This is a genomic window from Chitinibacter sp. ZOR0017, assembly GCF_000799095.1.
GTDB classification, from domain to species: Bacteria; Pseudomonadota; Gammaproteobacteria; order Burkholderiales; family Chitinibacteraceae; genus Chitinibacter; species Chitinibacter tainanensis.
Genome location: NZ_JTLG01000029.1, coordinates 84,538 through 107,949, shown reverse-complemented (window position 1 = coordinate 107,949; position 23,412 = coordinate 84,538). Strand labels below are relative to the sequence as shown.

General features: G+C 52.1%; 18 protein-coding genes. 11 read left to right on the top strand and 7 right to left on the bottom strand.

Features of this window, described 5'->3' with window-relative positions; translation table 11 throughout:
• On the top strand, positions 1-186 hold a 186-nt coding region (locus tag L991_RS17755; protein ID WP_231550532.1), incomplete at its 5' end, for a hypothetical protein.
• A gap of 114 nt (positions 187-300) precedes the next feature.
• Here L991_RS17755 and L991_RS10535 read toward each other — a convergent pair.
• Entirely contained in the window at positions 301-1,767 is a 1,467-nt protein-coding gene (locus L991_RS10535) for a glycosyl hydrolase family 18 protein (RefSeq protein ID WP_052190814.1), read from the bottom strand.
• Between the two features lie 85 nt (positions 1,768-1,852).
• Positions 1,853-3,466 (bottom strand): carbohydrate-binding protein, encoded by a 1,614-nt coding sequence (locus L991_RS10530; protein WP_197053866.1) that lies wholly within the window; start codon positions 3,464-3,466, stop codon positions 1,853-1,855.
• A gap of 441 nt (positions 3,467-3,907) precedes the next feature.
• Between L991_RS10530 and L991_RS10525 the strand changes: the two genes are divergently transcribed.
• Positions 3,908-4,777: an AraC family transcriptional regulator gene (locus L991_RS10525; RefSeq protein ID WP_047395050.1), complete on the top strand. Its 870-nt coding sequence runs from the start codon at positions 3,908-3,910 to the stop codon at positions 4,775-4,777.
• Positions 4,778-5,111: 334 nt separating this feature from the next.
• On the opposite strand, the gene L991_RS10520 is transcribed toward L991_RS10525, so the two are convergent.
• Positions 5,112-5,594, bottom strand: a complete 483-nt coding sequence (locus L991_RS10520) for a DUF1801 domain-containing protein (RefSeq protein WP_081986632.1) — start codon at positions 5,592-5,594, stop codon at positions 5,112-5,114.
• 698 nt (positions 5,595-6,292) lie between these two features.
• On the opposite strand from L991_RS10520, the gene L991_RS10510 reads away from it, so the two are divergent.
• Positions 6,293-8,932, top strand: a complete 2,640-nt coding sequence (locus L991_RS10510; RefSeq protein ID WP_197053865.1) for a hypothetical protein — start codon at positions 6,293-6,295, stop codon at positions 8,930-8,932.
• A gap of 1 nt (position 8,933) precedes the next feature.
• Positions 8,934-9,929: a hypothetical protein gene (locus tag L991_RS10505; RefSeq protein WP_047395125.1), complete on the top strand. Its 996-nt coding sequence runs from the start codon at positions 8,934-8,936 to the stop codon at positions 9,927-9,929.
• 471 nt (positions 9,930-10,400) lie between these two features.
• On the opposite strand, the gene gyrB is transcribed toward L991_RS10505, so the two are convergent.
• The 3 genes from gyrB to dnaA all read right to left on the bottom strand — a co-directional run bounded on the left by gyrB (position 10,401) and on the right by dnaA (position 15,531).
• Positions 10,401-12,815, bottom strand: a complete 2,415-nt coding sequence (gene gyrB, locus L991_RS10500) for a DNA topoisomerase (ATP-hydrolyzing) subunit B (RefSeq protein ID WP_047395043.1) — start codon at positions 12,813-12,815, stop codon at positions 10,401-10,403.
• A gap of 82 nt (positions 12,816-12,897) precedes the next feature.
• A complete protein-coding gene (gene dnaN, locus L991_RS10495; protein ID WP_047395038.1) occupies positions 12,898-14,004 on the bottom strand; it encodes a DNA polymerase III subunit beta in 1,107 nt (368 codons plus the stop codon).
• Between the two features lie 105 nt (positions 14,005-14,109).
• Entirely contained in the window at positions 14,110-15,531 is a 1,422-nt protein-coding gene (gene dnaA / locus L991_RS10490; protein WP_047395035.1) for a chromosomal replication initiator protein DnaA, read from the bottom strand.
• Between the two features lie 234 nt (positions 15,532-15,765).
• Here dnaA and rpmH point away from each other — a divergent pair, with 234 nt between their 5' ends.
• The 7 genes from rpmH to mnmE all read left to right on the top strand — a co-directional run bounded on the left by rpmH (position 15,766) and on the right by mnmE (position 20,701).
• On the top strand, positions 15,766-15,900 hold the full coding sequence (gene rpmH, locus L991_RS16975; protein WP_081986631.1) for a 50S ribosomal protein L34: 135 nt from the start codon (positions 15,766-15,768) through the stop codon (positions 15,898-15,900).
• A gap of 33 nt (positions 15,901-15,933) precedes the next feature.
• On the top strand, positions 15,934-16,311 hold the full coding sequence (rnpA, locus tag L991_RS10485) for a ribonuclease P protein component (RefSeq protein WP_047395033.1): 378 nt from the start codon (positions 15,934-15,936) through the stop codon (positions 16,309-16,311).
• Positions 16,284-16,493: a membrane protein insertion efficiency factor YidD gene (yidD, locus tag L991_RS10480; protein WP_047395031.1), complete on the top strand. Its 210-nt coding sequence runs from the start codon at positions 16,284-16,286 to the stop codon at positions 16,491-16,493. The genes rnpA and yidD overlap by 28 nt, the downstream gene beginning before the upstream one ends.
• Before the next feature lie 38 nt (positions 16,494-16,531).
• Positions 16,532-18,190: a membrane protein insertase YidC gene (gene yidC / locus L991_RS10475; protein WP_047395028.1), complete on the top strand. Its 1,659-nt coding sequence runs from the start codon at positions 16,532-16,534 to the stop codon at positions 18,188-18,190.
• Positions 18,191-18,369: 179 nt separating this feature from the next.
• Positions 18,370-18,705, top strand: a complete 336-nt coding sequence (locus tag L991_RS10470) for a hypothetical protein (protein WP_047395026.1) — start codon at positions 18,370-18,372, stop codon at positions 18,703-18,705.
• An 85-nt stretch (positions 18,706-18,790) separates the two neighbouring features.
• On the top strand, positions 18,791-19,294 hold the full coding sequence (locus L991_RS10465; protein ID WP_047395024.1) for a DUF6803 family protein: 504 nt from the start codon (positions 18,791-18,793) through the stop codon (positions 19,292-19,294).
• Between the two features lie 69 nt (positions 19,295-19,363).
• Entirely contained in the window at positions 19,364-20,701 is a 1,338-nt protein-coding gene (gene mnmE / locus L991_RS10460; RefSeq protein WP_047395022.1) for a tRNA uridine-5-carboxymethylaminomethyl(34) synthesis GTPase MnmE, read from the top strand.
• A 7-nt stretch (positions 20,702-20,708) separates the two neighbouring features.
• On the opposite strand, the gene L991_RS16570 is transcribed toward mnmE, so the two are convergent.
• Positions 20,709-23,384 carry a response regulator gene (locus tag L991_RS16570; RefSeq protein ID WP_052190813.1) on the bottom strand — a complete coding sequence of 892 codons (2,676 nt, stop codon included), beginning with the start codon at positions 23,382-23,384 and terminating at the stop codon, positions 20,709-20,711.
• Between the last annotated feature and the right edge of the window lie 28 nt (positions 23,385-23,412).

The following is a 23,412-nucleotide window of genomic DNA, read 5'->3' as shown; positions in this document are numbered from 1 at the left end:
TTTGGCCACATTGTTATAGCCAAGCCAATAACTGCGCTCAGCCTCGTTGGGCGGCAAACCACCGTTATGGTGGTGTTGTGGATGCCGGAACTTCGAGCCTTTGTGGCGAAAAAAACCTCAATCTGCAATGAAATAGAACGTAATTACTTCAGAGCGATACCTTTAATCGGCCTGCTAACTTTGTAGATTATTGTTCAAATCTGTGCATGGAGCACCGTGGGCGAATCATATCCATGTACTGTCGCCCATTCGCACACTGGCTCACAGTGCCCCATACCGAACAAGTCCGATGACTGCTACTTATTTGTCACGCAGCGACTTGGCAATGACCGTCGATAGATCATGCTCTCTGTCTGCCGTGACTTCCCAAACAAACGCCCCCCCCAGCTTGTTTTGCTTTAGATATTGCAGTTTTTCGGTGATCGATTGAGGGTCTTCGTAAGTGATAAATACGCCACCATCGGGTTTGAATAAATAGGGCACTTTGGCCTCTGATGACCAATAGCGGGTAAACCCATTTTTGTTGACGTAATTGTTTTTGATGTCTTGATAATCCAGTGCTCCCTCGCTTTCATATCCCCAAGTGCTTTGACCAACTGCTTGGCAACGGGTGTAGCGCCCTTGATTTTCCGCTGGGCAACCGGTCCAAATATGGCCGGGATAGACCATGCCAAGGTTGAGTTTGCTCGGTGCTACGCTGTGCTGCAGATAGGCTTGAATTGTGCCATCGACATTGTACTTGGCGGGTTTACCTGAAACGGGGTCGGCAAACAGCGGTGCTACGTGGCCGCTATCTAAACTCCATGCGCCAGCATACTCGTAGCTCATCACATTGATCCAATCGACATTGCTCGCGACGGTTTTCCAGTCGATTTTCGGAATATTGACCGGATTTGATTCTGAAGCTAGAGTCAACAAATAGCGTTTACCATCGGCTTGGCTTGCTGCATCGAGAGCGGCACGTAGCGTTTTGAATAGTAATGGGAAATTGGCTAAATCTTCACTGCGAATCACGTTCTCAGGATGGGTCGTGAATGTAGGAAATTCCCAATCAATGTCAACGCCATCAAAACCATTGCTACGGATAAATTGCACCGCGCTATTGGCAAATTTTTCACGACTTTGCTGAGTCAGCGCTGCATTTGAAAAATATTTCGAGCCCTTGCCACCACCACCTACCGAGATCAGCGTTTTGAGTTGCGGGTAGGTTTTTTTGAGCTGTGATAGTTCGGCAAAATTAGCATCATCACCCCACGGGCCCGGATCGGCTTTAATCACTTCGCCAGCGGCAGATACCGCAGCAAAAGCGTAGTTGATGTGGGTATAGATATCGCCCCGGATTTTCCGCGGGGTGTAATTGCCAAAATGATCGTAGCGCCCCCACGAAATGTAATAGCCGATCACGCGGTAATCGGGTGCAACTTGGTCGGTGACCGGCTTCCAGACTTCCTTGTTACCCGGCTGCTCGCCTTGCGTCCACCAGCGTGCTTGATAAAGCAGGCCTTGATGACGCACCTGTTCGCCTGCCTTGTATGCACGTTTGGCTTGCCAGTCTGTTTGGCCCGCGGCTACTGTTTCTTGCCAGGCGCTGGCCTGCCCCGGCGCTTCGCCTTGGGTCCACCATTGAGCCTCCCAGTCACGCCCTTGGTGGCTGACGGTGTCGCCTTTGGTGTAGACCGAGGCAGCTTGCCAGCTCGGTGCAGCCATTGCGGTGTGCATCGCGCCACATAGTGCCAATGCCATGCTGAGGTGTTTTAGTTTAATCATTGTCTCGCTCCAGATGCGATCTGTGTCGCTGGCGCCAAAGCACGATATCAATCGAGCTTTGGCCATTTAGTAAATACTCAAACCATTACTGCAACTTGAATTGCACTTGCGGCTCGCTATAGTCCTTCAGGAATTCCAATACATTTTTGCGTACTGGCGCCTGTGGCTGGGTTTTTACATATTGATTGAAGAAAGCCAGTACCGATTTATTGGTGATGTCGAGCATGGTTTTTCCATCAATTGGGCCTAAAAAGTCCACATTCGGCTTGAGTTTATTCAACAGAAAGGTGCTATCGGTGATGTCCCCGTGCAAACTGCCTTTAATCTTCACGTTGTACGCATCACTGCTGGCGATGTCATAGATCAGGTCGAAATCCTTGGGTACCCAGCTCTCGGTTGACATCAGTAGAATGGGTTTATTGAACTGGTGTGTGGCGGTCAGGTAATAATCCTGCCCGTCGATATTGGCTGCCGCGCGAATCGATGGATTGTCGATTTCACTGAGGTATTGCAGTGATTTGGTGCCGCCATACGATGTACCGAGCAAGCCGATCCGCGATAAGTCTAGGCGGCTGGCAAATACACTGCTGCGATCAGCATTGAGTTTTTCCAGCTCGGCTAATACAAAACGGGTATCGTCCTGCCAGATTTTCAGCTGCTTGCGGTCGCCTTCGCACTTGGCAAATGCATCGTAAATCTGCTGCTTCACTTCTGCCGTTAATGGCTTGTCTTTCAAGCTGGTCATCAAGGCATTCAGTTCATCGAGTGTGATTCCGCCAGCGAAGTCATTGGCGCGTTTGTCCCAGTCGATGCGGATTTCCTCTCCATTGGCCATTGTGACCATGGAGTGCTGATGGGTGTGGCCGATGACGACAATCACATAACCTTGCTTGGCTAGGTCTTGATATAAAAATTGGCTTGATTCGAGATTGGCACCATAGCCTGGTGAGAAGACCAACACTGGGAATGGATTTTCTTTGTCGGCCACTTCGGCATTTAGACGGCTTTCGCTTGGGACATTTAGTAGCTCGGCGTCCCATGGGTTGATGAAAGGGGCCTTCACACTGTGATACCAGTGATTGAGTACGGGTTGGGTGGTGTTCGGACTGGCCGGATACCAGATTTTCACCATCAGCTCACGTTGGCGTGGCGTATCGGCTAGCGGGTCGAGCCGGTTTAAATCCGTAAAATTAAACGTGCGTACGCCGACTTTGTAGTTTTGATCATCATGCAGCACCATCACCGGCATTGGCGCACTGGTGGCTGTGCCTTCTGCGTTTAATACCACGGCCTTGTACGTGTAGTTGCCCTTGCTGCGCCCCCTGATTACTAATTCAGTGGCTTGCTTGGCGGCGGGGGTCAGACTCTGAGTTGAAATCAGCACATCATTCTCATACCAGTCCACCTGATTGGCATAACTAGACTGCAGTTTCAAGGTGTAATCACCATCTGGTATCGCCTCGACTCGTTGCCACGAACTCCAGTCTACTGGCTGTGGCGGCGTGTTTTGACTCCACCATTTGGTGCGATACTGCTGCCCATGATAGGTCACCACAGAACCTGCCACATAGGCGACATTCGGTTTCCACTCCGCTGCGTGATTATCGTGGCTTAAGATCGGCGGCAGGGGCAATGCTGCAAGGGAGGGAACACACGCAGAGAGCATGAGTCCACCCAGCCAAGGGGCGATTATTTTCATTGTAGTCTCCATCCAAAACGCTGTACGCGCTTATTCAATTTGAATCCAGTCACTCGTAGGTGTCGGATTTACTCCACTGCTTGGCGCGGTTGAAAAATCGCCAAGCACTCTCGCTGCTGTTGAAGCGAAATTCAAAAATCTTGTTCGAAAGTAATCAGTAACACGCCTGCATAGCTCATCGCCTTAAGTTGTGATGTGCAATGTGATCTGAGCCTCTATTCTTGATAAGTGCCTTCTTTTGGACTTAATCGACCTATGTGATGAATCTTATTCACCATGTATGCTTCTTGGATTCTAGTCATCGATTCATCTCAATAGAATGTCCTAACTTGGCAGGAAATTTGTCCAAACATGCTCAGGGAGAATGCAGCAAACGTAGTGAGTTGAATCGGGCTAGCAATTGATGTTCGCCCAAAACTTATCTGCTTTGCTCAACGACTTATGGCGACCATTTATTACGAACGTTTTGATTTGGCTGATGAGCCTGCGTCTGAGACTTCACGCTTGGTGGGGGCGCATGTGTTTCATCAGGCATCTTGTCCGGCGCTGCGTAACTATGGTCTGTATATGTGTGGGGTTGGCACCCCGAGCGGCCCATGTGAAGTCGAACGGATTGATGCGCCATTTCACGTGTTGCTGGTGCTATTGGGCGGTCAGGCCGAGCTATTTGAGGGTGAGCGGCGCTGGATCATTCAGGCGGGTCAATATGGTGTTTTGCCCGCGCGAGGACGACGTGGCTTTCGTCGTATTGGTGAGAAGCCGATGCCGCATGCTTGGGTTTTACTTAACGAGGATCCACGTTGGGCAAAGTTACAGCGTGATGAACCATGGACGAGCCATACCGAATATGCCACGTTGGTATATGACTCTGTATCACTGCTACAGCGAGAGTCGCAGCTGAGTAATGCTGGTTATCACAGCACTTTGCAGCTACCTGCCTTGGAAATTTTAAGCCAACAATTAGAGCGCTTATTTGGGCTGGTTGGGGTGCGTTCAGAACGCGAGCAAGCTTTGATCAAAGTGTTGGACGCCATCCGGCATGAGCCCTCCGCTAATTGGTCGGTAGCCGAATTGGGACTGCAAGTGGGATTGAGCACAACACAATTACATCGCTTATGCCAGCGTCTCTATGGGCTAGCCCCGGCTCAGTTGGTCTTTGATATCCGTATGCAGGTCGCGCGCGAACGGTTACGTCAGGGACAACGTGTTGCTGAAGTTGCAACGGCATTGGGATATCAAGAAGTCGCTAGTTTCTCACGTCGTTTTAGCCAACATTTTGGTTGCGCCCCAAGCAGAGTTTTTGCCGATTAAATGCGCAACTTGCACTCAAAAAGACTCGCAAAACAGAAAAACCATTTCAATTTATTTATACCAGCGAAGTGCCTGAAGTATTTTTCTATACGAATATTCCAATGACATAAAATATTGGGTTGCGCACGGGGGGGCAAACTAAGTTTCCCTTTATTCGCAACACACGTAATGTCTGCAAGGCTGATTTGCCAATGCCGTTACTAGAAAAAAGAATAGCCGGAAAGGGTCATGTTGCGGGCTGAGTTTTGTGTGATGAAATCTACTCCTGCTTTGCCAAAGCCAAAGTTAAATGCGGCATTTTGTAAATGCTAGCGTTCTATCAAATTGGAAGATGCTAACGTTTGGGATAAGAGGTTTGATCCTCCATGTCGACACAAGTGCTCTTGATTGAAGGGGGAATGCCGCCTGCGGTTCTCTTCTTCACGTGATAAGTAAGAGAGGCGGCTATGCATATTACTAGGGAATCTACCGGAGGCACTCCTTCTAGCGATAATGCCAACGCTCTGTTTCCTTCGAATTTAAAGTCATTAGGGAATAAGGTCTTGAAGGTTTCAACCAAGTTGGTTTTACAGTTGAAGTACATCGCGTATTGATCTGGGGCCTTTTCCTTCCAGTCGATGCGAATCGTGCTACCGGTTTTATTTTTTGTAAGGTAGGCTGGTTCGCCCCATTTCAGTGACTCTTCAATTTCTCCGACACCTTGCGTCATGGCAGCAGTTTGGAAGATAAGCTCTCTGAGAGCAAGAAGCCTCAGCTGCACATTTGGCGGATATGTGTTGAATTTTGCGGCTACATCCGCATTGGCAAAAGGCTTCATTAAAAACCCCTACCGAGTTTGGTGACATGCAAAGCTTAGTGTTTAAATGACCAGTCTGCGCGGCATTTCGAGCAGACTGGTGGAATGATGAGTTACGGATGACTCCGGTTAGCAGACTGCTCGTGGCCGGAGCACGATGCAGCTGACGAAGTTCAGCGCTACATGCGGCGTAACTTCATTGATTGACGGACCTCCCTCAACTTTAGATGGTATGCGCTGTAGGTCTCAGCTTACATGGTGCCTCCGGACAATACGGCAGTTTCCTGCCAAATGACCGTTTACACAAAATTTAGGACACCCTCTGTCTTGAAGATGAAAGTCAGCTTTGGCCGAACAGCAGTCTGCTGTTTTTGATGTAGCGGCGGCAGTTCATCGGCCTTAGCTGACATTTAAAACCTCTGTGTCGCGCTGCAAAATCAGTGCGCCACTACAATATGCCTGAAACGGAGCTTTTCACGCGGCAGAGCCAGCAAGCGTTGGACCATAGTCCCATTTTGGCGTGTACTATCAGGCATAAGCACCTAAAACCGCATAAAACACTGGTATTATTCTTAGCGATATACAAAGACAACAAAAACAAATATCTGCAAAAGTGTATGTTTCACGAGATGTTGCCTAGGTTGCGTAGCTTAAAATTTGGGGGTTGGCCTTAGTGTAGTGTTGCTATCGGACAATGGCGCGGGCTCAGCGCAGATGAGATGTATAAAGACAAGCAATGTTTAAGCTGTCACTCAGAATTTGTGCAGTCTCTTGAAGGTTTGAACCTAAATAGCTTCCAAAAAATTGAATATTCCGTAACTACTCACAGAACGATAGAGTTACACGACCTCGCCATTGGAATAAGCATAGAGAGGGAGAGCTTTTTGATTGACTGGTTGAAAATCTGGGCGAGTTCCAAGTCGTGGTTTTGGACGTTTCGGACATGGTTAGGAAAAATTGGTTTTGCTTTCGAGCGCAGCGCATACAAAGGAAGCGCATCAGTCTCAAAAGCAAAGGCTAACGTCCGCATCATAGGCTCTTTCACATGGATCGGGGTGAAAAGCCTGTTTGGGGTCATTTTGGGTTTGGCAACCCTGATTTTCGTTGAGGGTTACGTCAGAAACAACCTGCCATGGCTCCCACCACTTAGTGCAGAAGACAAAAAGTACAATGTCGATCAGCTCAGACTTTACGCCCAACTGCTCACTTCAATATTCTCGATCTACTTCGCTACAATTGGCATTATTCTGAGCGCTGGTTACACCAGACTTCGCCGGGATATTATCCAAATGCTGACTAACGAGCAGGTTGGCAGCGTATATTCTCGAGTCTTGGTGTTTTCCGCGATGTTCTGTTTAGCCGCAACATCCTTGCCTTTGTTTGGATTAGAACCCGGCCTTTTCGTATATGTCGGCGGTTCGGTTTTGACTCTGTTGAGCTCGTTAGTTTTATTTCCATTGGGCCAGCGCCTATTTAATTTCTTTGACCTAAACAGCCTAATAAATAGTGAAATACTCCCCAACATTGTGCGGCACATTGATGGTGTTTCAAACCGTAATAATTCAAGTTCATTGGCTAACTACCATTCAAAGGCTGCGCGACGGGGCCTTGAACAACTTTCATATATTGATGAACGAGTAAAAACTAGTAAAGAGGGTTTGGAATATAATCTACCTGCATTGACCGACAGCTATACGGCTTTGCTTTTTCACTACCTTCAACGAAAACACACAATAGATCAGGAAAGCTATTGGTTTCCAAGACGGCACAAGCATAAGCAATGGTTTTTTGCCGGGGACTCTGCCACTTCTATGGCGCTAAAAATGAGTAGCCAGCAACAGCTAATTGAAGAAAGACTTGATCACCAATGGCTCGAAAATGAGCTCGTCGACAGATTGGCTGGCCATATTGAGCTCGCTTTTCAAGTTGGAGACCTCGAGCTCGTATTAAAACTCATTAGCCGCTTCTCGACTCGTATTCCAGTTTATGCAGCACGGTTTCAATTCGAGATTGGCATGCAAGAGATCAAAAGATTCAAGGATATTATTGAGCACGCTTTCACCTCAATGGCTCCAGCTGATACTGCCATATTAGCAAGGGCACAGATTGGTATAGCGGACACATGGGCTGCGCTAGGGAGCAATCTTTGCTTAGAAACACTACGCGGAATGATTCTCTTTGAAAAGGAATTGAAAAATTTCTTTTCAAAAGACGAGTGGACCGAAGAATCCCTGCGCTGTTTACCCGCCTTTTTGCAAGTAGAGCTTGCCTTCATCGTCGAACGTATTGAGTTTGAGAAAGCGATCGAAGGGCGACGTCTTTCCAAGCCAAAATACGTCCAACAGTTGGCGGTTCAAAAACTGTTGCAGAACTACGCAAAAATCCTACCCGCTGTGTGTGACTACTACCAGAGCATGCTTCCAGAGTTTGTGGGCTTACTGGCCAAATTGAAAATGTCAGAGCCGGCAACGCAAGTTGTCCTAGCAAGCTTGCATAGTCACTGGAAACTACCGCACTGGTTCGAGAATACAGCCCAACTTATGGACCGGTATTATGTATATGAGCACTACACCGAAGAGCTGTACAAACTACCTAAGATAAACATTGTTGAGATGACTCAGCAGCTTGCTTCTGCCCGAGAAGTTGCAATTGCCCAGCTCGGCAATGGCAGCATGATCAGACATATCTTCGAACAAAAGCACAATGATGAACTTCCTGACCATTTTGGACAGATCTACTTTGAGCTTGCCGAAGCATGTATAAGTGCTCTTGAGCAAAATGATAAAAGCAAGCTGGATATGGTTCTGCCAACATTCATGACCCTTGCGTTTCTAGCTGCAGATTCAAGATTTGTTGACCCACAACTGGATGTAAGTAACGAGTTCCGAATCCATCTAATATCATCAGTGATCAATGATCTGGCTTCAGTCATAGGCTTTGCCATTCTTTACGGGGCATATTTTGACAACGAAAAATTGTCTGAGAGTGCGATAGCAAACTTCAATGCTTGGATTGAAAACGCAAATGACAAACAGCAGTACTTCAAGAGAATGATACTCCTCTCAAACCCACATAGTTTTAGTATGAGTGCGTCACCGCGTGATCTAATCCGGATGAATTGGAAAATATCGTTTGAACACCGCGCCAGACATGATGGTTTTGACGACGTCATGGGAATGGCACGAGGGAAACTGCACCAAAAAACAATTGTGAGGGAATTTCTGAGGGCGAGTTCCGATGCGTCTCACTTGTTTTTCGCAAAACATGTGGTACCGCAACTAGATTCAATAGACTTCGAGATTGACTACCGCATAACCAATCTTAATCGTCGATTGCATGAGGAAGGTGAAGGGGCTTAGTATGAAAATCTTTAGAGATAAGCCTTTGTTCTGGCATCACCAAAATGATGCTGATCTGGAGTTTATTGATCGATTTCTGATTAAAATCGAGCGAGAGAGGCCTGATTTCAATCGTCGGATGTTTAATGAAGATTTTACGAGATCGTTTGATTCAATGAACCATCGAGGCGGCACTTTATTTGAAATCGTGTCGAATGACAACGAACTCATGCAAAAGTTACTGGGTAACGTTAAGACGAGAAACGCACCACATCTAATTGATAAATCAATACGTGAATTGATAGTGGAAATAGCGGAGTCGCTAATTTGGAACGAAAGAGCGTATTTTTTCCTTCTTGATGATACAGTACAGGAAACAATTCATGTGGTTCCATTCAGCTCATCCGGAGTTGTGCGACTCTTGGGCACGGATATTCAGTGGATACCCAAACGACGAGAACGACACTGGGATCGAGATGACGAGGAGCACCCGCGAGAAATACGTATTTTGGATGCAGCGAAAGTAATGCGTTTCGTCATTCCCACATCACTCAAACACATGTTGTCCGCACAGAATAGGACTTTGGCGCTCCTTGATAAAAACCAACATGGGGGTATCAATTTTTACGCTGAGGTCACACACGAGAATCCAAACCCAACCAACCATTTTGATTTTCGTGTATGGAAAGATACTCAAGAACGCGCTTTATATCGTGCCACTCGAAAAACTGGCTGGAGCGGTAGAAACTATGACTCGACAAAGCGTTCAGATTTCTTCGATTGCCACCGACTTATCCGTTTTCGGCGAAATCAACTCTTGCTCAGAGATGATATTTTGAACCAGCTCAGCGTTGAGCTATCGAGGGTTGGAAAAGGTTACAATTCCGAATTCTCGGTTGAAATATCGGCAACTGATGAATTGCCCAACGTCGCACACCTTAACGAATTAGAGGTGAGATTGGCTCATGAAGAGGTGGGATTCAATGAAATCATCGACTATTGCTACAACAAGCGCTGAATGGCTGTTTCGAAGGGTTGCAGTGCAGTAGGTTAAAGCCTGATGAATGCCTGGAGTTCATACTGGCATAAGCTGACAAAAATTGTCGGTACACAATGAAGCTGCCGAATAAGTAAGTTGATCTATGTGGTTGTAGTAGCACAACAGCGGCCGCTAAGGCCGAATTGCGGCCGATGAGTAATGTTCACTGAGCGGCAGCTTTACTTCTGTTACCGGCGACTAACTCCCTCGCTGGCTCTGCGTATGCAGTGCCTGAGCCCCTTATGATTGGGCTTTAAAATATCGATGGTGTAACCCATAACAAACAAAATCCTACGCAGGCTATTCCAAATCCTACGGCGGTTTTCGTCTATAAATAAGACAAGAGCTTAATAAAAAAGCCCCTTGCGGGGCTTTTTTAGCTTCAAACTGAAATCCCAACAATCTAGAAAAGTGGGAAATATCTAGAAGTTAATGGGATCCTACAAATCTTTAAACGTCTAGATTCCGCGCCACCAGCGCATTTTGCTCGATGAAATGGCGGCGTGGTTCGACTTGATCGCCCATCAGGGTGGTGAAAATCTCGTCGGCGGCGATGGCGTCTTCGATGTTCACTTTCAGCAGGCGGCGCACGGTGACGTCCATGGTGGTTTCCCACAGCTGCTCGGGGTTCATCTCGCCCAGACCTTTATAGCGCTGAATCGTCATATTGCGGCGCACTTCAGCTAACAGCCAATCGAGCGCATCTTTGAATGATTTTACCGGCTGATGATGATCGCCACGGCGCACGCTGGCGTCGCTACCGATCAGGCCCAGCAGCATATCGGCCATGCGCTTGATCTGCGCATAGTCGCCCGACAAGATGAAATCGCTGTCGATGTATTGCTGGGTCAGCACGCCATGCAAATGCCGCTCGATGCGCACTTGCCAGCCGCCTTCTACGCTTTCGGCAATGAAGGTAAATGCGGGGTGATTCACTGCCGCCGTCAGACGGGCAGCGGTATCTTGGGCGCCGGCTTCGTCGGCCAGATTGATCGGGGCCATGGTGAGCATGGCATTGAGGATCATCGGATCGATAAAGCGGCTTTCGCGTTCGATCACGGCTTCGGTCACGAAGTATTGTTTGGCCAGCGTTTCGAGCGCTTCGCCGCTGATGCCTGGCTTTTCCGCGCCCGGCAGCAGCTCGGCGCCATCCATGGCGGCGCGCAGCAAATGCTGCTTCAGCTCTTGCTCGTCTTTCAGATAGGTTTCTTTTTTACCCTGCTTCACTTTAAACAGTGGCGGCTGTGCGATGTAGATGTAGCCGCGCTCCACCAGCTCAGGCAGCTGGCGATAGAAGAAGGTGAGCAGCAGGGTACGGATATGCGAGCCATCCACGTCCGCATCCGTCATGATAATGATGCGGTGGTAGCGCAGTTTTTCGATATTGAAATCGTCTTTACCAATGCCGCAACCGAGCGCGGTAATCAGCGTGCCAACTTCTTGGCTAGCGAGCATACGATCAAAACGCGCGCGCTCCACGTTCAGAATCTTACCTTTCAACGGCAGAATGGCCTGGAATTTGCGATCACGGCCTTGCTTGGCTGAGCCGCCGGCGGAATCACCCTCGACCAGATACAGCTCAGACAATTCCGGATTTTTTTCCTGGCAGTCGGCCAGTTTGCCGGGCAGGCCCAGGCCATCCAGCACGCCTTTACGGCGGGTAATCTCGCGCGCTTTGCGGGCGGCTTCGCGCGCGCGTGCAGCGTCGACGATTTTGCTACAAATGATTTTGGCGTCGTTCGGGTTTTCGAGCAGGAAATCCGCCAGCGCTTGCGCTACCACTTCATTCACCACCGGGCCGATTTCGCTAGAAACCAGTTTATCTTTGGTCTGGCTGCTGAATTTGGGGTCTGGCAGTTTCACCGACAAGACGCAAGACAAACCTTCCCGCATATCATCGCCGCTGGTTTCTACCTTGGCTTTTTTCGCGAATTCGTGGCTTTCGATGTATTGATTCAGCGTGCGGGTCATCACCTGCCGCAGTGCGGTCATGTGGGTACCGCCATCACGCTGCGGAATATTATTGGTAAAGCACTGCACCGATTCTTGGTAAGAATCGTTCCACTGCATGGCCACTTCCACCGTCATGCCGTCTTTTTCGCCCAGCGCATAGAAAATATGCGGGTGCAACACGGTTTTGGCGCGGTTGACATATTCAACAAAGCCTTTCACGCCGCCGGTGTAGTTGAAATTTTCTTCTTTCCCATTGCGACGATCGATCAGCAGGATATTCACGCCGTTATTCAGGAATGACAGCTCGCGAATCCGTTTGGCCAAAATCTCGAAATGAAATTCGATCACGCCAAAGGTTTCGGCGCTGGCCATGAAATGCACTTCGGTACCGCGCTTGTCGGTATCGCCAATGACTTTCAGGGGCGCTACGGCTTCACCTTGGCGGAATTCCATGGTGTGCACTTTGCCATCGCGGCGAATGGTGAGGCGCAGCCAATCCGACAGCGCATTCACCACCGACACCCCCACACCATGCAGACCGCCTGAGACTTTGTAGCTGTTCTGGTCGAATTTACCGCCCGCATGCAGCTCGGTCATCACGATTTCGGCCGCCGAGCGTTTGAATTCGTCGTCTTCCTTGATCGCGGTAGGGATACCACGGCCATTGTCTTCGATCGAAATCGAGTTATCGGCGTGGATAATGACCTTGATCGTGTCGCAATGACCGGCCAGCGCCTCGTCGATGGCGTTATCCAGCACCTCGAACACCATGTGATGCAGACCTGTGCCATCGCCCGTGTCGCCGATATACATGCCGGGACGTTTGCGGACGGCTTCAAGGCCCTTCAGGATACGGATACTGTCGGCGCCATATTCGGCCGGGTTTGCTTCAGGATGTTGATGTTCGCTCATAAGACTCAATCAGAATGCGGGGTGAAGACCAAAGGGCAAAATACAAAGGGCGCAAGCGCCCTTTTGTAGCTTCACCAAACGACTAAATGCGCATTGGCATGACGATGTATTTGAAGTGCTCGTTATCCGGGATAGTGACCAGCACGCTGGAATTCACATCCCCGAAGTAGCAGTGCAGGGTTTCCACCGAAAGATTGGTTAATACATCCAGGAGGTATTGGATGTTAAAGCCCACATCCAGTGGCTCGTGGGCATATACCACCTCAAGCTCTTCTTGTGCTTCTTCCTGTTCATTGTTGTTGCACAGGATTTTCAGGCTACCTTCGGTCAGCACCAGACGTACGCCGCGGAATTTTTCATTCGACAGAATGGCCGCGCGCTGCATTGCCGCCAGCAAGGCGGTGCGCTCGACTGACAACAGGCGCTGGTTGTTCACCGGAATGACCCGGTTGTAATCCGGGAATTTGCCATCCACCACTTTACTGTGGATCACGATATTGCCAAAGGTAAATTTGACCTGATTGCCCGCGATGTCGATGGCGACTTCGTCATCCACATCAGCCAGCAGTTTGTAGAGTTCCAGAATGGTTTTGCGCGGCAAAATCACTTCGTTTTTATCAAACGAAGCAGTGAGCTCAGTGGAGGCAAAACCCAAGCGGTGGCCATCGGTGGCCACCAATTTGAGCAGATTGCCCTCGGTCACCATAAACATACCGTTCAGGTAGTAGCGGATATCCTGATGCGCCATGGCAAATTGCACCCGACCCAGCAACGCTTTGAGCTGGCCTTGCGGCATCCGCACCGTAGCGCGGGTGTTGTTATCCACCGCCAGCTGCGGGAAATCATTGGCCGGCAGCGTTTGCAGGGCAAAACGGCTCTTGCCGGCTTTAATGGTCAGACGGCCATCGGCCTCTTCAAACGACACCACGGTTTTATCCGGAATAGCGCGGAGAATATCCGACAGCTTTTTCGCGGCCACGGTAATGGCAAAGTCGCCCCCCGAAAAACCATCGCTTTGCGAACTGCTGATCTGGATTTCCAGATCAGTGCCGGTAAACACCAGTTTGTCGCCGTCTTTTTTGATCAGCACATTAGAGAGAATCGGCAAAGTATGGCGACGCTCCACAATCCCGGTCACGGTAGCCAGTGGTTTCAAGAGCGAATCGCGTTCAGCTTGCAGCAGTTGCATTTTCCCTCACCTAATCCAGTCAAATGGTTGAATAAATTAACACTCGATTCTACCCGATTTCAGGGCGGCTTTCAGATTGCGAAATACCCGCAGCAGGGTTTTCGCTCAGGAACGCAACATCTGCAGCAATACGCCGTATTGATGCGCCAATTCCTGATCCGTTTGGCGGAAATCCTGAATCGTTCGGCAGGCATGCAGCACCGTGGTGTGATCACGGCCGCCAAAGGCATCGCCAATCGCCGGCAAACTCATCTGCGTCAGCTCTTTGGTAAGCGCCATGGCTAATTGCCGCGGGCGAGCAATATCGCGCGTGCGCTTTTTGCTGTGCATGTCGGCCACCTTGATTTTGTAAAAATCAGCGACGGTTTTCTGGATGTTTTCCACCGACACCTGCCGGCTACCCGAGGCCAGAATATCGCGCAGCGCTTCTTTAGCCGAATCAACCGTAATCGCCTGATTGGTAAAGCGCGCGTAGGCCATCACCCGCTTGAGCGCACCTTCCAGCTCACGCACATTCGAGCGGATGTTTTTGGCGATAAAGAAAGCCACCGTGGCATCGAGCTTGAAATGCTCGGCCTCGGCTTTTTTCATCAAGATCGCCACCCGCATTTCGGTTTCTGGCGGCTCGATCGGCACGATCAGGCCCCACGAGAAGCGACTAGTCAGCCGCTCTTGCAGGCCTTCGATTTCGCGGGGGATTTTGTCCGAGGTGAGAATGATCTGCTTGCCGCTTTCCAGCAGCGCATTAAAGAGATAGAAGAACTCTTCCTGTGTGCGGTCTTTGCCGACAAAGAACTGAATGTCATCCACCAGCAGCACATCGAGCGAGTGGTAGTACTTTTTAAATTCGTCGAATGATTTGTGCTGATAGGCTTTCACTACGTCTTGCACGTATTTTTCCGCATGGATGTAGCGGATTTTGGCTTGTGGATTGTGCTGGTGTACAAAATTACCAATCGCCTGAATCAAGTGCGTTTTACCCAAACCGACCCCACCGTACACAAACAGCGGGTTGTAACTCACGCCCGGGTTTTCTGCTACCTGCACTGCGGCGGCACGCGCCACCTGGTTGGCCTTACCAGTCACCAGCGTATCAAAGGTATGACTTGGATTCAGGCGGGATAATTCATGATTAGAGCCCGCCGCATCAAAGCGCTTGGCGGGTTTGGGTTGCAAAGCGGGCGCGGCAGCAGCAGCCACGGGCGCCTCTTCGGGCGCAGGCATAGCGTCAGCCACTTTCGCCGCAGGCGCCACGGCGGCCACAGCAGGCGCGGGCGCAGCGCCCACGCGCAATTCGATCGGCGGCGGCAAGCCTTCGCACACTTTCGCCGCGGCCATCTCGATCATGCCCAGATAGCGATCACGAATAAATTGCAGGAAAATTTGATTGGGAACGGCAATGACCAAGCTGCCATCAATCAGCTGCGCACTATTGGCCAGGGGCTTGATCCAGATATTGTACTGACTGGCAGCCAGACTCTGCTGCAACTCATTCAGGCAATGTGACCAAAGGGCTTCTGTTTGCATACTTATGTTTTTGTTTGCCGTGGCGACACTTCACCCGCACTCACAGCCCAACAGGGCCAGCGCTCGCGAAAAAAGTGACAGGGGTTGAAACGGGAAGCGCCCCATTGTACCGCTTCATCCAAAACTTATCCACAGCCTTTACACCTTTGACCCGAAACATTTTATCTTGACAAAACAGACTGCACACTGATTAAATCGCGTGTTTACTGCACCTTTGTCTATCTAGGATTCATCATGAAGCGTACTTTCCAACCTTCTGTAATCAAACGCAAGCGTACTCACGGCTTTCGCGTTCGCATGAGCACTGTAGGTGGCCGTCGCGTCCTGAACGCACGCCGCGCTAAAGGCCGCAAAGTACTGTCTGCTTAAGCCTTGCTTGAGTTTGCCAGCGCAGGCCACAGTATGAGTAGCGTCCCTCGCTACCGCTTTACGCGCTCAGCGCGTCTACTAAAAACGGATGATTTTTCATCCGTTTTTAGTTTGCGCGCTTCAGTGGGGAATGATTACTTCCAGCTGCTGGGCAAACCGAATGCAGGTCAGGCAGCCCGTCTGGGCCTGGTGGTCGGCAAAAAAACCGACAAACGGGCCGTGGGTCGCAACTACATCAAACGCACCATTCGAGAAACTTTCCGGTTAAATGCCACTCAGTTAGCCGGGCTGGATATCGTGGTGCGTTCGCGTAAGGCGTTCACCCGTCAGGAAAGCGCCGCCGCACGTGCAGCTTTATTGAGCTTGTTCAAGAAAATTCGCACATGTCGCGCCTTATCATCGCACTCGTGAAACTTTACCAGCTGATGATCAGCCCCTTGCTGGGCCCGCGCTGCCGGTTTACCCCGACTTGCTCGCAGTACAGCATTGAAGCCATCCAGAAATACGGTGCCGCCAAGGGCAGTTATCTGACTGCCCGCCGCTTGTGTCGCTGCCATCCTTGGGGTGGCTGCGGGCATGATCCGGTACCCTAATCAATAACCCCTGAGTGAGTGGGAGCTCGTCCGTCCAAATGGATACCAAGAGACTCGTCCTGTTTGTTGCCCTGTCGTTCGGCATCTTGTTCTTCTGGCAACACTATATGGAGCAGCAATATCCGCAGCTCAAGCAAAACGCCTCTAGCGTTGCCAAAGCTTCGGCTGCCGCCAGCGCCGTAACGGCCACCGGCAGCAATGCAGCTACCCCGGCCGACAATAGCCGCCTGGCCAAAGGCAATCGCATTGCCGTTCGCACCGATTTGCTAACCGCCGTGATCGATACCAATGGTGCCGATCTGCGTGAAGTGAAACTGCTGAAACACGGTGACACCAAAGATCCGAAAAAACCATTCACCCTGTTGCAAGACGAAGGCGAGCACATTTATGTGGCGCAAACCGGCCTGCTGGGTGGCGATCTGCCAACACACAAAAATCAGTTCACCAGCGCGCAAACCAGCTATCAGCTGGCCGATGGTCAGAACGAAGTCGCGGTGCGCCTGGAGCACACGACCGCCAGCGGCGTTAAAGTGGCCAAGATCTACACCTTCAAACGCGATAGCTATCTGATCGACGTGAAGTATGAGATCGCGAACGGTAGCGCCGCGCCGATCAATGCCAGCGCCTACTACCGCCTGACCCGTGATGGCCAAGTAGAAAACCCAGGTATGTTTGGCACGCACACCTTTACTGGCCCTGCGGTCTACACCGATGCAGGTAAATTCCAAAAAGTGGAATTTGATAAAATCCGCAAAGGCGAAGCCAAATACACGCCAAGTGCAAACGATGGCTGGATTGCGATGATTCAGCACTACTTCGTTTCGGGCTGGATCATGTCGCCCAATGGCGGCGCGGCTCAGTGCGCACCGAATGCTTGTCGCTATGAGATGAAAGCGCTGCCAGACAACCAGTTTGCAGTGAGCTCAACCATCGACTTGCCAACCATCGCCGCTGGCGCGAAGCTGGAAAAATCGGTACCACTGTATGTGGGCCCGCAAGAAACCAAGCGCCTGAAAGACACCGCCAAAGACTTTGATCTGGTGAAAGACTATGGCATGTTCACCATCTTCGCGAAGCCACTGTTTGCCGTGCTGCAGTTTATCCACAGCTTCGTGGGCAACTGGGGCTGGTCGATCATTCTGGTCACGCTGCTGATTAAAGCCGCCTTCTTCCCACTGGCCAGCGCCAGCTATCGCTCGATGGCGAAAATGCGCCAACTGGCCCCACGGATGGAAGCCCTGAAACAGCGCCACGGCGATGACCGGATGAAATTCCAGCAGGCCGTGATGGAGATGTACAAAACCGAGAAAGTGAACCCGCTGGGCGGTTGTTTACCGATGCTGGTACAGATTCCGGTATTTATGGGTTTCTACTGGATGCTGCTGGCCGCGGTGGAATTGCGCCAAGCGCCGTGGGAATTCTGGATTCACGATCTGTCGATCCCTGATCCGTTCTACATCTTGCCGCTGATCATGGCCGTGTCGATGTATGTGCAGTCGTCATTGTCGCCACCGCCACCTGATCCAATGCAGGCGAAGATGATGAAGTGGATGCCTATCGTCTTCTCGGTGTTCTTCTTCTTCTTCCCAGCCGGCTTGGTGCTGTACTGGGTGGTGAATAACGTACTGTCGATCGCACAGCAGTATGTGATTACCAAGCAAGTTGAAAAGCAAGCGCAGCTGGCGAAAAACAGCTAAGTGACCAACGCTAAAAAAGCCACCTGCGGGTGGCTTTTTTATTGCCCAGGGTATATGCATCTATACAATCTCGATCAAGGGTTTCAGTCCCATACCCCCAACTTGCGTTAACACAACAATCCCAGCCAAAAAGTTTGGCAGACTGGGAACTAAACCGAATCGTCTGAGCCTAATGCTAGATGTCGCGCTCCGTTCTGACTTCCTGCTTAGCCAGCTTCCTGGCGTTCTTGCTGCTATTGAGTAGCGGGCCGCTGTTTGCCAGCTTGCGGGCGCTACCGGCGAGCCCAGCAACGGCTAGCCACAACCACTGCGATAGCACCGCGACCACCAGCAGCAGCCAAACCCTGCTCTCAGCCGCGCCCGATTGCCTCGCCCATTGCGCCGTGCCAACCGCCCCGGTGGTGTTGCTGCCCTTAATCCCCATCCAAACCCCGCGCACGCTCGCCCTGAGCCATGCGCATGCCTCGCATTACATCACCCCGCCCTCTCCGCCACCGAAAGCCGCCGCGCAGTAAATCACCCTGCCACGCTACGGCGCAATTTGCGCCCTAGTTCACCTGCTTTTATGCCGGGCGTTTGCGTACGCCCGCGGAGAACATCATGAATATGACCCATTACATGGCCCTACTGGCCGACAATCAACCGTGGAATCTGCTTCTGTTTATGGCCATTCCGGTCATCCTGGCGGAAACCGTGGCCATCACCGAGCTGTTTATCCTGTTTAGCCGCCCGCAAGGCGGCTGGCTGCGCCGGATTAACCGCTGGGCCAGCATCACCGGTGGTATCTATTTCACCGGCGTATTTATCTACCTGATGAAAACTGCCGTGATTCCACTCACCGCCAGCGGCGGCTGGCTGGGCGCGGCCGATGTCATTGCGGTGGGCTGCTATCTGGCCGGGATCATCCCACTGGGCGGGATGGCGCTGCTGGATTTGGGCTTAATCGGGAAAGCGTGGGATGAAGAGCGCAAACTGAAATTACACGCAATCTTTGTCGCGATCTTCCTAGTGATTGCCCACATCGCCATGATTTTCGGCATGCTCGACCCAACGCTACTGATGAGTGATACGGCCAACGCGGGCATGAGCGGCATGCATCACTAAGCTGCCACGCAGCGAGCAGGCGGCAGTCTGCGTTATCATTAGGTTTTACCGCTGTATCGGGCTGCCGCCATGACTTTGTACGTCCAAGACACCATCGCCGCCATCGCCACCGCACCGGGGCGTGGCGGGGTTGGGGTGATCCGCATTTCCGGCCGCAATCTTTCGGCCCTGATCGCCGGACTGATTGGCCGCGAGCTCAAGCCCCGCTTTGCGCATTTTGCCCGTTTCAAAGCCGCCGATGGCGCGGTGCTGGACGAAGGGCTGGCACTGTTCTTCCCCAATCCCGCCAGCTTTACCGGCGAAGACGTGCTCGAATTGCAAGGCCACGGCGGGCCGGTGGTGATGAGCATGCTGCTCAAACGCTGCATCGAGCTGGGCGCGCGCCACGCACAGCCGGGCGAATTCACCAAGCGGGCGTTTTTAAACGGCAAACTCGATCTGGCCCAAGCCGAAGCGGTGGCCGATATCATCGACGCGCAATCCGAAGCGGCCGCCAAATCGGCGCTCAAATCGCTGGATGGCGCCTTTTCGCGCGAAGTACATAAATTAGTCGATGAGCTGATTACCCTGCGCATGCTGGTAGAAGCCACGCTGGATTTCCCCGAAGAAGACATCGATTTTCTCGAAGCCGCCGATGCGCGCGGCAAACTGGCCGGCATTACCGCCCAGCTTGAACATACTCTCGCCACCGCCACGCAAGGCAAACTGCTGCGCGAAGGCATGCATGTGGTGTTAATCGGGCAGCCCAATGTGGGCAAATCCAGCCTGATGAATGCGCTGGCTGGTGAAGATATCGCCATCGTGACCGACATCGCCGGCACCACCCGCGATACGGTGCGCGAGCTGCTGTCGATTGATGGCGTACCTTTGCACCTGATCGACACCGCCGGCCTGCGCGAGACCGACGACACCGTGGAGCGCATCGGCATCGAGCGCACCTGGGCCGCAGTCGAAAAGGCCGATCTGGCGCTCTTGCTGCTCGATAGCCGCGAAGGCATCACCGCCCACGATCAGCACATCTTGGCCAAGCTACCCCCCAAGCTGAAGGTGCTGCGGGTATTCAATAAAATCGACCTCACCGGCGAAGTGCCCGGCGTGGTGGCTGAAGATGAAATCCACATCTCCGCCAAGCGGGGTATTGGCCTGCGCGACTTGAAAGACAAGCTTTTGAAGCAGATAGGGTGGCAGGGTATCAACGATGACGTCTTTATCGCTCGCGAGCGTCACCTGACTGCGATCCGCACCGCGCGCGAGCACCTGCACACCGCCGATGCGGCCTACTTGCAAATCGAAATTCTGGCCGAGGAGCTGCGCCTAGCGCAAAATAGCCTGAATGAAATCACCGGCGAATTCACCAGCGACGATCTGCTGGGGGTGATTTTTAGTCGTTTCTGTATCGGCAAGTAGGGCCAAATTACACTTGTACTTTAGGGCGCACCCATTGAATTAGCACCGTTTGCAAGGCTTCGATCTGCACCGGTTTGGTCATGAAGTCATTCATGCCGGCGCTAAAGCATTGCTCGCGATCTTCGGCAAAGGCATTGGCAGTCAGCGCCACGATCGGCAGCTGCTGATAGCGGCCGCCAAGCGCGCGGATCTGCCGGGTGGCGTCAAAACCATCCAGCTCGGGCATCTGGCAATCCATCAGCACCAGATCATAGTCATGCAGCTGCACTGCGCGCACCGCCTGCACTCCATCGCTGGCTAAATCCACCCGGCAGCCGAGCTTTTCCAGCATCAGCACGCCAACTTTCTGATTCATCGGGTTGTCTTCTACCAGCAAGACGTGGCGGCGGGCTTTGGCCGCCAGCTCGGCAACCTTGTGCACGGTCAGCAGTCCGGCCTGTTCGCCGGCCTGCTCGGGTTGCAAGGCATGGGCGAGGCATTGCTCCAGAGCTTCAAAATGAATCGGTTTACTTAAATAGGCGGCAAAGCCGGCTTCATCGGCTTGTGCGCCCTGCCCTTGCACTCCTTGAGCAACCGAGAGCACCACCGGCACCTGCGCGCAGCCGGCCACCGCGTGAATCCGCGCCGGCAAATGCACCGGCAAACTCACGCCCAATAATAGATCCACCAGCACCAGCTCCGGCGGCGTAGCGGCTATGCCGCTCAGCAGACTGGCTTCGTCGGCATAGCTGCGCACCACGCAGCCCATTTGCATTAGATCAGCCTGTAATTTATGCCGGCCGGTGATGGATGTGGCCAACAGCGCGATTTGCCGCCCATGTAGCGCGGCAGGGGCGGGCGAACTGGTGCGCTTGGCCGGCAAGCCCAGCTCGATTTCAAACCAGAATTGCGCCCCCTGCCCAACTTCACTGCTTACGCCGATCTCGCCTTGCATGGCCTCCACCAGCCGCCGGCAAATTGATAAGCCCAGGCCGGTGCCGCCAAAGCGGCGGGTGGTTGAGACATCCGCTTGATGGAAAGGCTGAAACAGCTGGCTTTGCACCTCGGGGGCAATGCCGATCCCCTGATCGGCGACTTCGATGCGAATGCGCGCCTGCTCGCCGTGGCGCTGCACCAGGCGGGCACGGGTAATGATCTCGCCCTTGGGCGTGAATTTCACGGCGTTATTGAGTAGATTGAGCAAAATCTGCCGCAGACGGCTAGGGTCGCCATTGACCTGCAGTGGTACAGACGCATCCACCAGGCACAGAAGCTCCAAGCCCTTGTGCTGGGCCTGGGCGGCAATGATGTCTTGCGTGTCTTCCAGCAGCCGGCGCAGATCAAACTCGATATTTTCCAGCTGCAGCTGCCCCGCTTCGATCTTGGAAAAATCCAGAATATCGTTCAGCAAAGTCAGCAAGGCGGTGCCGGAGTGGCGGATATTCTGAATATATTGCTGTTGCTCGGCATCAAGATCGGTTTCGGCCAACAGGCTAGAAAAACCCAGTACCGCATTCAAAGGCGTGCGGATTTCGTGGCTCATATTGGCCAAAAACGCCGATTTAGTCTGGCTGGCCATCAGGGCCGCTTCTTTGGCGGCAATCAATACCCGTTCGGTTTCCAGTCGGGACGATAAATCCCGCACCATGATCTGAATCCGCACCGGCACACCATCCATATCGCGCTCCAGCACCGAAAAGCTGGCCTCCACCGGTAAGCTTTGCGCATCGCGACGATTCAGCAGCAGATATTCACCCAGCAAGGTATCGGTTTGCAGTAAGCGCCCCTGAATATTGCTCCAGCCGGGCTTGAGCAGCCATTGCAAAGGCCAGAAGCCCACCACCGCCTGTGGCGAACCGCAATTGAGCATCGCGGACCACGCCGGGTTGGCAAACAAGATTCGCCCCTGCCCACTAATCACCGCACTACCATCGGCCATTTGCTGCACCACCACATCCAGCTGATGTTCTTGCTGTAGCAAAATCTGGTTCAGCTGATCGCGGTGTTCGGCCAGCTCGCGGGCATTGGCATCGCGCAGCGCAAATTGCGCCAGCAAATCATGCTGCAGCCGGGTTACCCCGTCCGCTAGCTCGTGAATTTCATGCCGATGTTTTTCTTCGGGCAAGGGGGCAGATATCGCCAGCCGGGTTTCGTCCATCCGCTGCACGTGCTCAGACAAAGCCTGAATTGGCAGTGAAATATTGCGGCGGAATAATAGAAAAATCAGAAAGGCAATCAGAAAGAGCTCAATACTCACAATCCAGGCAAAGCGCAGCGCTTCGCGCCAGACTTCCTGCCGCAGTAATTCGCGATCCAGGCGGATTTCCCAAGTGCCGAGCGATTGATTGGCCTTGGGCATTTGCAGCGAATACACCTTGAGCTCGGTGATTTGCTGCTGATTAGCGTCTTTTTTGCGGTATTCGAGCTTGGGGCCGGCACTGACAATGCGCGCGGACAAAATCGCCGGAAAACGGGATAGGCCTTGCAGCTGGATTTGGGCGGATTCGTAATCGACTTCCCAAATCGCCTTGGTCAGGCTGTTCTGGTAGGCGGTAATCACCGATTGCACTTGGGCGCGCTGGCGCGCCAAACCATCCTGATACGCCACCCAGCCGTTCACGAGGCTAGTGAGCAAGGACAGCAACAGGCTGTAAAACAGGATGCGGCCAAATAGATAGCGCGAGAGCGGGCCGAAGCTACGCATAGATCACATCCGCAGGGCGGCGCATCCT